Genomic DNA, 12,605 nt, shown 5'->3' on the forward strand with positions numbered 1-12,605 from the left:
TTTTACAAAAAATCACTATTGAATTTTATAAATTCAATAGTGACTTTTTTATTATAATTAGTTACAATATGAGCTTTTATTTAAATTTGGGTATTTCAAAATTTAATTTTATATTTTTTACATTATTTATAATGTCTTTTATTCCATTTATCATATTAGGAATTTGTTTATAAGCCCAAGCTACATCTGTAGCATATTGGTGCTCACCTGGTTTAGAAGGATTCCACCTCATTTTATATAAAGTATCTTGTTTTCCACTAGGATTATTTATATACTTTGAAGCAATCCACTGCGTACCACCACTAATAGCATCTTCTGGTGTAAGCCATTTATTATCATAAGCTGTCTTAGTTCCATAATAATTAGGATCTTTATCATATGCACCTATTCCAAAAAAGTTATATACAGGCTGACCAAAAATATATTTACCGCTGCTATCCTTTTGTCCACCATTGGCTAATAATGATGTTCCATTTCCCGTCTCTAATAAAGAATGAGAAATTAAGTAGACTATACTTATATTATTGTTTTTAGCTGCATCTAAGAATGCTTGTCCTTTTCCTTCCAAGATTCCCTTACCTTTTAAGATATTGTTAACATCATCCACACTCATTCCATCTGTATAACTCAATTTTAAAAATTGATATTTTCCATAGGAATCCATAAAATTATTAGGATCTAAATAATATTTAATTTGATTTTTGCTTGCTTCGTTATTAAAATCATTAGTTTCGACAAATACAGATTTATCATTTAACTTTGTTTGAGTGTCCACCATCTGATCAAGGGACACATTATAACTCTCATCTTCATTATTATTTGTATCCACAGCATTTACACACCTAAAGTAATCAACATAATAATTATCATAATCTGTGTTAATATCTTTATGTGCTCCTAAATTTCCTGATCTTTTAACATATATTAAAACTTTATATTTTTGACCACTTGATCCTGCGTCTAAAGTTTTAACTGCTGTTATTTTTCCATCTGAAGATTTAGTATAACCGTTGGTGATTTCTGTATAACTATCTTTATCCGTAGAATAGCTATGTACAAAAATTCTATACTCAACATCTTGTCCATTTTTCGTATTTAAAATAAAACCTTGATTTTGAGTAGGTAAAAGTGGAGAATACTGAAATTTACAAGAAGTTATTTGTGGTAAGCTTTCATAGTTACTACCGTCTTCATATTTGTTGTCGATAGAAAATTGCATTTGAAACGAATTTTTAAGCTTCTTACCTGATTCTGATTGTACATCTGATCCTACTGTCAAACTATATTTTTTATTTGGGTCATAACCTGAAGCTTGTGGACTTATTATTACAGTATCAGAATTTTTTCCTAAGCTTATACTTACAGGTATAACTTTATTATTTTCATCTTTTACAGTTATATTTTTGTTATTTACAGTATCAGCTTTTAAAGGGGCATTAAACTTTACAGTCCATTCCTTACTTGTAACAATGTTAACTTTTGGACTTCCTATTGATAAATCTTCTGCTGAAACTTTAGTAGTAACAATAGCTAAAGAACACACCATAGTAAGGATAAACATTTTTATATTTTTATTCATAACCCTTCCTCCATTTTTTTCCATATAATAATATATTATAAACTTTCATACTTATTTATGCAACTTTTATCTGCCCACATTATGAATATTCGTCTAATTTGCATAAAACTTGCTAATTAACTTAAAAATTTGATATTATTTATAAATAAAAGTTTAAAATTTGCACATAATTAAATCACTATGAAAAGAAAGAAGGTTTTGTTCAGTTGCACAAGAATATAATAAATCATAAAGAGAATTTAGATTCTATGAGAATAAACAAATTTATAAGTGAAAAAGGTATATGTTCTAGAAGAGAAGCTGATAAATTAATCCAAGAAAAAAGAGTTACTATAAATGGTACTGTTGCAGAATTAGGTTCTAGAGTTACCCATGTGGATGAAGTAAGAGTAAATGGTAAACTTCTTACTAAAAAAGATGACAAAGTTTATATTGCACTAAACAAACCAGCAGGAATAATATGTACTACCGAAAAAAAAATTAAAAATAACATAGTTGATTTTGTAAATTATCCTAAAAGAATATTCCATATAGGAAGACTGGATAAAGATTCGGAAGGATTAATATTTTTAACTAATGATGGTGATATTGTAAATAAAATTTTAAGAGCTGGCAACAATCATGAGAAAGAATACATTGTTACTTTGGATAAATGTATTACAAATTCATTTTTAAAGGAAATGGCATCTGGAGTTAGTATATTGAATACAGTAACTAAACCTTGTAAAGTGTATAAGGAAGGTTCCCATGTATTTAGAATAATATTAACACAAGGTTTAAATAGACAAATTAGAAGAATGTGTGAAACACTGGGCTATAATGTATTAAATCTAAAAAGAATTAGAATAATGAATGTAACATTAAAAGATATTCCTATAGGCAAATGGAGATACCTAACTTCAGATGAACTTAAAACTATAAATAAGTTAATTTCTAATTCTATAAAAACTGAAGAAGCTTCTTCATCCGATAATTAATTTTTCGGATAAAGAAGCCCCTATTTACTGAACTTTAACTTTTTTTTCATTGCTAGAAACACTAATATTATAGTTAGAATCACTTATCCTTCTTTCAAATTCTTTAATACTATGATTTGCCGAAATATATACCCTATTTAATGTATATATCCCCTGATTCTTATTAGACCAGCCACTTTCAGTAGTAAAGGCCATATTGTATCCCGTATCTTTAGCTGCTTTTACAGTTTCACTATTACTCTTTCCATAAGGATACCCTATATACTTTACCTTTCTATTAAGAAGCTTTTCTAATACGTCCTTAGAACCTTTTAATGTTTCTACCTGCTTATCATATGGTAATTCACTTAATTTATCATGGCCTAAAGTATGACTTTCTATGTCTACACCATTTTTATCCATTTCCTTTAATTGAGCTGATGTTAGAAAACCTTTATCTTTATCTATACAGTTAGTAATAATAAATACAGTAGCCTTAAATGCGAATTCTTTTAATACAGGATAAGCATTCTCATAATTATCTTTGTATCCATCATCAAAAGTTAAAACTACAGATTTCTCAGGAATAGGTTTATTATTGTACATAAAATTGTACAATTCTTCTAGAGTTAAAGTTGTATATCCATTATCTTTTAAATATTTCATTTGCTCTCTAAATTTTTCTTTAGGCACTCTAAGCTCATTTCCTTCTTCATAATCAATAGAATGATACATTATCACAGGTACAGATTTATTATTATATTTAAGTGGTACATTTTTAAATTCTCTATTTTTTTCATTATTAGCTACAGTTTGAACCTTATTTTTGGAGCTATCATTTTCTTTAGTGCTATTAATCTGCTGCTTTGTTGTTTTTTGATCTTGGGATTTTGCCTTTTTTTCATTAACAAAATTATATCCAATTAAGCCCATCATAAGAACAATAACAATTAATAATGTTGCCTTTTTATACTTTTTATTCATACTTTCACTTCTTTCCTAATTTTACTTTTATCTTACAAAGTGCTGTCGTATTCTATAGATAAATCTTATTATAATATAAATCATCCTTTATTTGTACTATAAACATGTAAACTTTAGTTATTGGTTTGTCCACATTGTCTTCATTTTATATGTTGATAACTTGTTAGTATTAGTTACTCTTATTTTTCATTTATATTACTAAATAATACATTATACTCTGTTACTACTTTTCCTTAATCCACAATTTATAACAAATTATCTACTATTTTTGAACATATAATAGTTTTATTATCAATTTTTCTTTTTCCCCATGTTTTTTAACTTATGCACATTATCCACAGATGGCTTGTTCATAACTTGTGAAATTCACAAGATTTTGTTAAATATTTATACACTAATTAATAAATCCAATAAATTTTTCATAAAAGCCACTGAATCTTATACACATTATCCACAATTATGTGGACAACTTGTGGATAACTTTAAATATAAGAAAATTAATTTTTTAAGTTTATTTTAACACATATAATATTCAAATCATATAATGTATTATGCAAAGCCTATTTACTGAATTACTTGATCTTTTTTTCTTAATGCTAAGTGCCATTAAAACTTTACTATTTAAATTCTATAACTGCCAGTTATATGACACTTAGCATATATTTATAATATCTTTTTACACTTTTAATGCATACTTTAGGTGATTAAGCTTATGCTATATTATGAGATATAACTTTTAAAGCATTTTTAATATTATTATTTTGAATTTTCTTAACTTTTCCATTTTTTTATGCTATTATTTTAGTATAGTATGTATTTTTATGAAGGGTGGGAATATTATGAGAGATAAAGTTATTTTTGTAGATTTCACTAAAACTAAAACAAAAAGAAAAAAACATTCTCTATTATCTATATTGAAAAATTTTTTTATAAAGATATTTAGCTCTACAAATAATCCATCTGACCCAAATGATACAAAAAAAATAATTCGCTATAACAGAGATATATCTTAAGGTGCAATATTTTGGCACCTTTTTTATTTATATGATAAAATATAATTAAAAAATTTTGGAGGTTTTATTATGAGAATAGGAATAGGTTATGATGTACATAAACTTGTCGAAGATAGACCTCTTATTCTTGGTGGAGTAACTATCCCTCATATTAAAGGTCTATTAGGCCATTCTGATGCAGATGTACTTTTGCATGCAATAATGGACAGTCTACTAGGTTCATTAGCATTAGGAGACATAGGAAAGCATTTTCCTGATACAGATCCTTCTTATAAAAATATTTCCAGCTTAACCCTACTAAAAAAAGTAAACGAGCTTATAGCGTTGAAGGGATTTACAGTTGAAAACATAGATTCTACTATAATTGCTCAATCTCCTAAACTATCACCATTTATTGATAGTATGAGAAAAAACATATCAGACGCCTTAAAAATAGATCTTGATAGAATAAGTGTAAAAGCAACTACAGAAGAAGAATTAGGTTTTACAGGTAGGAGAGAAGGCATATCTGCACAAAGTGTTTGTTTACTTAAAGAAATTTAATAAAAAATGAGAAATGCAGCAATACATTGTACCTACTGCACTTCTCATTTTTCATTAAGATTTATACCAAGCATATGCAAAATAAACATGAATAAAGGTATTCCCATTAATAGTCCCCACATACCCATAAAGCGCTGAGATATTATTAAAAATAGGAAAATAAAAAATACAGGTATTTGTGTTTTTGAAGACATAAATTTAGGAGCTAGTACATAACTTTCAACTACATATAAAAGCGCCACTATTAAGAATACATATATAGCTTTAACTACTCCTCCTATATTGAAAGCAATAATACAAAGAGGAATTAACGACATAATAATTCCTACAATAGGAATTAAACTAAACATAGATATCATAAAGGCTAGTGCAATTGGTTCAGGAAAGTTCATAAAACTTAATGTTATTAATGAAATAATTGTATTAGTAACAGCAACTAATATCTGTACCTGTATAACCTTACCAAAGGAATTTAAAAAATCTTTTCCGAATAACACTATATATCCATACATCATTGAAATTTTGCTAGCTTTAAACTTGTATAAAAACTTTTTAATTGTCTTTCGTCCAATTATAAAAAACAAACTTAATATTAAAGCTAAAATTATATTTATACCCCATTTGCCCAAACTCCTAACAACTTGAAATATACTATTCACTTCACCTTTAACATAACTCCCTATATCAACCTTCCCTACTAAAGGATATAAATACTGCTCTATTTTGCTTGTTACAGATTGAGATTTTCCTCCAACTATTTCATTTATTATTGTTATTCCTTGATCTACTATCAACGGCAAATACTTGTACATAAAATATGTTAAAAATATAAAAATAACAGAATATAGAGCTATAATTATAAATACTTCTTTTATCTTTATGTATTTTCCTAACTCCATTATAATAACCTTTTCTAAACTATATATTAAGTATGTAAATAAAAATGTTAATAAAAACAGGTCTATTATATTTCTTAAAAGATAAAAAAGTATTAACAAAAACATAAAGACTGATATTTCCTTGATTATCTCCTTTTTTAACATTTCCCTAAGAAAATCCATATGTTATCATCTCCAAATATACACCACATCACAATATCTTTTTATTTAATTTTACTTTTAATGATACTATACGTCAATATCGCCCACTACCTTCGAAAAAAATATCACAAATTTATTTATTATATAAAAAACACCCGATAAATTTACCAGGTGTTTTTAAATATATACATTTGCATTATAAATTTTAAATCATATAAAATTCGTGTTACCCTTCCCCATTATCATAATTATCTACTATATCCTGTACTAATTTTTTTATAGCACTAGCCTGACAAATTAGAGTCATCACTACAAAGAAAACTTTTATTCTTTCTTGTTCTTCATTTTTTAAGTTCATACCTTTTACTATGTTTTGAATTTTATCTTCATTAAAATGTTGTTTGGCTATAAATTCTTCAAAACTATCCTTCTGTATATCCGAAAAATTTTTGTAAGCTTTTTCCCAGGATATAATATCATCATCCCTATCATTTATTTCATTAAAAGCTAATCTAAATACCTTTTTTATCTCTTCAGTAGTAAGTATAGGCCTCATATAGCTAAGAAGTACCAATTGAGCTAAATGGACTTTAGTATACCCCCTCTTTTTACCATCTTCTGGTTTTGATATAACTTCATTTTTAATATAGTTTTGAACTATATTATTAGTATATTTTTCATCTAAAAATTTGTCATTAAGATAATCTATAACCTGTGATAAGAATAGATCATACCTTGGCAAATCCTCATAAGATACTATAGTGTTTTTAGATATTTTCTTGGCAACTTCGTTTATATATTCTATACCAAAATCATTCTTTTCCATCCTTACAGTTTGATTCTTAATTCATGTTCATTCATAAATTAGGAACCAAATCTTCACCACCTTTCTTTTATAATTTATTGATTAGTATTATTATTAACATATTTTACAATACTTTATAGTCTATATATAATTGTTTACACTTATATTATAAGGTTAATATAAACCTTTTACAACTTAAATATTATACGATACTACTTCATATTGCATTGAAATACGAAGATATATGGAGATACACGCACCTCTACTTTTAATAACTTATAAAAATAGTTTAAAAGCTGTTAAAACAGGTTAATTTAAATATTGTTAAGAAGTATTCAATACTGTATAATGCTCTTATAGTTAATTCTAAGAAATTTATTATTATTTCTATCCAATAATGAGTTATAATATGCTAACATATAATAAAAAGTAATACTATTTTCTTGGGGGGTGAACAAAATAAATAAAAAAAGATTGTTTATTTGCGTACTACTTGCTTTCTTATTTATGTCTGTAGATATTTTTAGTCCTGAACTAACAAGTACTTTAGGCATGAACAACAATAACTACATTGTAGCTTATGCTAAAGGGGGAGGACACTCCAAGAGTTCTGGTGGAAGTTTTAAGTCTGGAAGCTTCTCTGCACCTAAATCTTCTTCTAGTAGTTCCGGCAGTAGTTCTGGTAGTTTTTCTTCACCTAATTCTTCTTCTGGAAGCTCTAAATCTTCAACTGGAGATTTTAAATCTGGAAGTTTTTCAAATTCGCCTAAATCTTCTTCGGGAGATTATAAATCACAAACATCAAATAGTAATACAAGCAATAGTACATCCGGTAATTACAACAGCAGTAGTAAACGGTCATTTTTCCCTATTCCAATACCTATACCTATACCTTGGGGACATGGATCTAGTTATGGCTATGGTCATGGGACAGGCAGCTTGTTAGGAAGCATATTTAAGTTTATAATTTTTATAATAATAATCTTATTTATTATTAAATTAATAAAAAATAAAAGAAGGTAATTTTAAGGAGGATTTTATATTATGGGAATGTTTTCAAGAATATCTAATATGTTTAAGGCTAAGGTTAATAATGCTTTGGATGAAGTTGAAAATCCAATAGAGCTTTTAGATCAAAAGATTAGAGATATGGAAGAAAGTTTGAATAAAGCAAAATTATCTTCCGCTCAAATTTTAGGTAATGTACATGAAATCGAGAAAAAAATGGCTAATGCTAAAAGAGACTCAGATGAATTTGATGAAAAAGTTAAATTTGCTATGAGTAAGGGTAATGAAGATTTAGCTAAAAAGGCTCTCGCAAAAAAACTAGAGTGTGATAAAACTTACGATTCATTAAAAACTAGTTACGAAGAAGCTAGTAAAAAAGCCGAAGCGTTAAAAGCAAAACTTAGAGAATTAGAAAATGAAATAGAAAAAACTAGAACTTATAGAGATGAAGCTTCAGCAAGATTTAATAATGCAGAAGCCAGTAAAAAGGTTAATGAAATTTTATCAAATGTAGATGCTGGAAGCAACAAAATAAACTTAGATGATATAGAAAGAAAGATTCAGAAAAAGGAATCATTAGCAGAAGGCCTAGGAGACCTAAGAGAAGATAACTCTTTAGAGAAAGAATTTGAAAAATTAAAAGAAACTGATCTTGATGAAGAGTTAAAAAAATACAAACAGAATTAAGGTGGGTTTATTATGAATAAAGCTGAAGAATTTCTCAAAATAGAAAAAGATAAATATGGCAATGTATATATAGCTATAACTTATGCTATTAATAATATCTCACCATTTCTAGATGAAAACACATTAAAATCTAGAAAATATGTATCTAAGGTTCATATTTTAAAAAAATATATGGAACTTATTGATGCTGCATTATCTGAATTAAATAAAAGTGGATTCCTAGGTATGTTTAAAAATGACAAATATACTGATTTAATTAAAGAATATAAGAATGAAAATTTAGATACTTTAATTCAGTTAGAAAAGTGTAGTAAATGTCAATGTTTAAATTGTACTGCAAATTGCAAATTTGATAGCTGTTTAGGCTGTAAAGATAACTCACGTATTGTTTCTTGTGATCATAAAAAAATAAATGTTACAAAACATGATAGCTTTACTTTAAGCTTAACTAATAATCGAACAGGTGAAGATGATAACTATGTAGTTTTATCAACTCTTCAAGATGTAGAACTAGATAATAAGTATATTATAATTCAGAACATAATGAATAAAGAAAAATTCATACTTCATTATTATCCTGGAATATCTGAAGATACTTATGGTGAAATTACTGATCCAGAAGAATTTGATTTTATTGTATCAACTTTTCAGAGTATAGATGAAACTTAATCCAGCTAATTTGTATATTAATACTATAAGCTTATTCACATGAAATATAACTTATCCACAGTTTTTGCGAATTTATGCACAGATTTTGTGGATAAGTTATATGCTTTGATATAGTTGATTTTCGCCTAAAATCATGCTTTTTTATTCACAATGTGGATAACTTTGTTTGTTGATAACTTTGTTTTTTTGTCTAATATCACTTAATAAATGTCGCATATTACTAGATTATAATTTTTATTAGTACAGACATAGCAAACTTATTTGAAATATCAAATATGTGAAACTTCATGTAAAATAAGTTTCATATTATAAAATAAGAGCTGTGAAGTTTAAGATGATATCCTAAACTTCGCAGCTCTTATTTTATAATATGGTAAAACCTACTTAACTATATAGTTGTATAAAATTATTTTTATTTTTGTGACTTATTATAGTCTGCTAAAAACTTTTCTATACCTGCATCTGTTAATGGATGTTTAAGCATTTGCATCAATACTTTATATGGTATTGTTGATATATCTGCTCCTGCTTTTGCACAATCTAAAACATGCATTGGTGTTCTTATACTTGCTGCTATTATTTCTGTTTCTATTCCATAGAAATCAAATATTTCAGCTATATCCTGTATAACTGTAATTCCCGCATTTCCTATGTCGTCTAATCTACCCATAAATGGACTTACAAAACTTGCTCCTGCTTTAGCTGCTAATAAAGCTTGTTGTGCTGAAAATATTAAAGTAACATTAGTTCTTATACCTTCCTTGGATAAGACTGATGCTGCTTTAAGACCTTCTTCACACATAGGTATTTTTATTACTATATTTTTATGTAATTTTGAAAGTTCTCTACCTTCTTGTACCATCTTATCTGCTTCTAAGCTTATAACTTCTGCACTGATAGGACCATCTACTATAGAACAAATCTCTTCAATAACTTCTTTTAAATCTCTGCCTTCCTTAGCAATTAATGAAGGATTAGTAGTTACCCCATCAAGTATTCCCCACTTTGCTACCCTTTTTATTTCTTCTACGTTAGCAGTATCAATAAATATTTTCATAACTAAGTATTCCTCCTATATATAATTATATTTTTAATTATACCATATTTTTTAGCCAGTTAAGCCTATATTTTTACTATTCTGCAATTCACACAAATGTAATTCCTATTTATTCCTTAACTTTAAATTTATAAATTCCATACTCTCTAATCATATCTTCAATAAAGTTTTTATAATTTTGCTTTGAATCTCCACTTAAATAATCATAGGTTGCATAGTTATCACAAAAAGAAAGAATTAATATGAAGTAAACATACTCATTGTATTTATCAAAGAATTTATATGCAGCTTCTTTTCTTTTACTTTCATCCATTTTAAAGATTCCCAGTGGACACATATGCGCTTCCACTAACTTTACCATAAGTTCTATTGATATTTTAGGAAACTTCATATCTAAACATATATCATTAACTATTTTAGATCCTTCCTTTTCATGATCTAAAAAACTTACACTATCTTCTTCCTCTTTGTAACATTTAAACTTGCCTATATCATGTAAAAAACATGCAACACTTACATAATCTTTGATTTTAAAGTTAGATATGTAATTTTCTAAACATCCTAAGTCAAAACCTTTAATTTGTATTTTTCCATTAATAATATCTTTAAATATTTCATAAGTTAAGTTCATATGAGTAAATGCATCTTCTGCATGATGCTTACACTTTCCAATAGTTTTTAACTCTTCTACATAGGGAAAAATATACTTTAAAATGTTATAATTATCCAAAAATTCAAGAGCCTTTCCATTACTATCTATTTGTACTAAATTCATAAATTCATTAAATACGCTTCGCTTATCACAATCCTTTAATTTAGAAGCCATTTCTACTACTTTTTTTTCAGTCTCCAAATTAAAATGCATTCCATATTTTATACAAAATCTAATACCTCTTAAAATTCTGACTGGATCTTGCTCGATGCTAGTATCATTTATATGTTTAATTATCCTGCATTCTATAGCCCTTCTCCCGTTAAACGGATCAATTATTTTGTTTCCTAAAATTTTAACACAGATTGAATTTATAGAAAAATCCCTTTTTCCCAAATACTCCTCGATACCTTTTTCCTTTAACCTTTCTATATTAAAATTAATATTTCCATCATCATATATATAAACTTCGTCATTATCTTGTATGGGCAAAAATTTGTATTTTACATCTTCTAAGGATATCAATAATTTATTTATGTCCCCATCATATAAAATATTTAAATTTCCGGGCTGATTTTTAAAATTTATAAGTTTTTCTCTTACAAACTCTCCTACTATGTATGCTTCACCTCCTACTTCATTCAAACTATTTCTTAATACTTTTAAAAATTCATTTACACTATTCACTTATTATCACCTACTCCTCATTATTTTATCATACACACACAATTATATGGAAATTAAAATTTTACTTGTTTTTTCATAATACAAAGAAACATATCATAAAAATTCATCCCATGATTACAAATAAATTATCTACATATTCTAGTTTTTAAATTATGTATTTTATCACTTACTTTCTCAATGTAAATATACTCTTAATTAGAACTATTAACTAGTCATTTCCTGTTGTTTTAAATAGCTTTCGACATTTAGCTTTTTATTATCCATATAATTACTATTTTATTTTTTCTTAATATTACTTCCTTTTTTTCCATAATTAGTTATAACATTTTATTGTGTTTTTTCTATATCCATTGATTTATCAGCATTCTATCGTACAGTAAAAAAATGTATTTTGTAATAAAAACATATTGACATTTGTATATTTTGGTAGTATATTAACTATAGATGGAAGTGAATAAGAAATTTGTAAATTTATTTCTTAAATTATATTGACTTTTAATGTCATATTTGCTATTATTTAATTAAACATATGTCGAATTATGGAGTTAGAGGAGGATTTATAAATGAAATCAACTGGAGTAGTAAGAAGAGTAGATGAATTAGGAAGAATAGTTATTCCTATAGAACTAAGAAGAACCTTAGATATTGCAGAAAAGGATGCTTTAGAAATATATGTTGATGGTGAGCAAATCATATTAAAGAAATATGAGCCTGCATGTATATTCTGTGGTGATGCAATAGATGTTGTAAACTATAAAGGAAAGAACATTTGCAAAAACTGTTTAAAAGAATTAAAAGAAAGTAAATAATTTTTTAGCTCACATGAAAACTCATGTGAGCTTTTTTACTTACCAATTAAATTTAACCTTCCATGAAAAAAGCCTTACAAATTAATAATTTGTAAGGCTTTTATACATACTACAAG

13 protein-coding genes are annotated in these 12,605 nt (G+C 26.6%); 7 read left to right on the plus strand and 6 right to left on the minus strand.

Annotated elements, in window-relative coordinates; all coding sequences use genetic code 11:
• Positions 1–76: 76 nt before the first annotated feature.
• Positions 77–1,579, minus strand: coding sequence for an Ig-like domain-containing protein (locus tag HBE96_RS02705; RefSeq protein WP_169296227.1), 1,503 nt, complete (start codon positions 1,577–1,579; stop codon positions 77–79).
• Positions 1,580–1,827: 248 nt separating this feature from the next.
• Between HBE96_RS02705 and rluF the strand changes: the two genes are divergently transcribed.
• Entirely contained in the window at positions 1,828–2,556 is a 729-nt protein-coding gene (gene rluF / locus HBE96_RS02710) for a 23S rRNA pseudouridine(2604) synthase RluF (RefSeq protein ID WP_206154808.1), read from the plus strand.
• Positions 2,557–2,580: 24 nt separating this feature from the next.
• Here the strand turns inward: rluF and HBE96_RS02715 are convergent, their stop codons facing one another.
• A complete protein-coding gene (locus HBE96_RS02715; protein WP_169296229.1) occupies positions 2,581–3,519 on the minus strand; it encodes a polysaccharide deacetylase family protein in 939 nt (312 codons plus the stop codon).
• 839 nt (positions 3,520–4,358) lie between these two features.
• Between HBE96_RS02715 and HBE96_RS02720 the strand changes: the two genes are divergently transcribed.
• Positions 4,359–4,532: a hypothetical protein gene (locus HBE96_RS02720; RefSeq protein ID WP_169296230.1), complete on the plus strand. Its 174-nt coding sequence runs from the start codon at positions 4,359–4,361 to the stop codon at positions 4,530–4,532.
• A gap of 69 nt (positions 4,533–4,601) precedes the next feature.
• Positions 4,602–5,075: a 2-C-methyl-D-erythritol 2,4-cyclodiphosphate synthase gene (gene ispF, locus HBE96_RS02725; protein WP_169296231.1), complete on the plus strand. Its 474-nt coding sequence runs from the start codon at positions 4,602–4,604 to the stop codon at positions 5,073–5,075.
• 44 nt (positions 5,076–5,119) lie between these two features.
• Here ispF and HBE96_RS02730 read toward each other — a convergent pair whose 3' ends face one another.
• Positions 5,120–6,136: an AI-2E family transporter gene (locus HBE96_RS02730; RefSeq protein WP_169296232.1), complete on the minus strand. Its 1,017-nt coding sequence runs from the start codon at positions 6,134–6,136 to the stop codon at positions 5,120–5,122.
• A gap of 205 nt (positions 6,137–6,341) precedes the next feature.
• Complete coding sequence (locus HBE96_RS02735; RefSeq protein ID WP_169296233.1) at positions 6,342–6,941, minus strand: DUF1836 domain-containing protein; 600 nt, start codon at positions 6,939–6,941, stop codon at positions 6,342–6,344.
• Between the two features lie 429 nt (positions 6,942–7,370).
• Here HBE96_RS02735 and HBE96_RS02740 point away from each other — a divergent pair, with 429 nt between their 5' ends.
• The 3 genes from HBE96_RS02740 to HBE96_RS02750 are packed head-to-tail and all read left to right on the plus strand — an operon-like array spanning position 7,371 to position 9,284.
• Positions 7,371–7,943: a hypothetical protein gene (locus tag HBE96_RS02740; RefSeq protein WP_169296234.1), complete on the plus strand. Its 573-nt coding sequence runs from the start codon at positions 7,371–7,373 to the stop codon at positions 7,941–7,943.
• Between the two features lie 21 nt (positions 7,944–7,964).
• A complete protein-coding gene (locus HBE96_RS02745; protein WP_169296235.1) occupies positions 7,965–8,615 on the plus strand; it encodes a PspA/IM30 family protein in 651 nt (216 codons plus the stop codon).
• Positions 8,616–8,627: 12 nt separating this feature from the next.
• Positions 8,628–9,284, plus strand: a complete 657-nt coding sequence (locus HBE96_RS02750) for a DUF1292 domain-containing protein (RefSeq protein WP_169296236.1) — start codon at positions 8,628–8,630, stop codon at positions 9,282–9,284.
• A 412-nt stretch (positions 9,285–9,696) separates the two neighbouring features.
• Here HBE96_RS02750 and fsa read toward each other — a convergent pair whose 3' ends face one another.
• Together fsa and HBE96_RS02760 are read right to left on the minus strand one after the other, a co-directional pair.
• Positions 9,697–10,341: a fructose-6-phosphate aldolase gene (fsa, locus tag HBE96_RS02755; RefSeq protein ID WP_169296237.1), complete on the minus strand. Its 645-nt coding sequence runs from the start codon at positions 10,339–10,341 to the stop codon at positions 9,697–9,699.
• Positions 10,342–10,450: 109 nt separating this feature from the next.
• Complete coding sequence (locus HBE96_RS02760) at positions 10,451–11,680, minus strand: HD domain-containing protein (protein ID WP_169296238.1); 1,230 nt, start codon at positions 11,678–11,680, stop codon at positions 10,451–10,453.
• Positions 11,681–12,243: 563 nt separating this feature from the next.
• Here HBE96_RS02760 and HBE96_RS02765 point away from each other — a divergent pair.
• Entirely contained in the window at positions 12,244–12,489 is a 246-nt protein-coding gene (locus HBE96_RS02765; RefSeq protein ID WP_169296239.1) for an AbrB/MazE/SpoVT family DNA-binding domain-containing protein, read from the plus strand.
• Positions 12,490–12,605: the final 116 nt, after the last annotated feature.

Origin of the sequence: Clostridium muellerianum, assembly GCF_012926525.1 — a bacterium.
Lineage (GTDB): Bacteria > Bacillota > Clostridia > Clostridiales > Clostridiaceae > Clostridium_AM > Clostridium_AM muellerianum.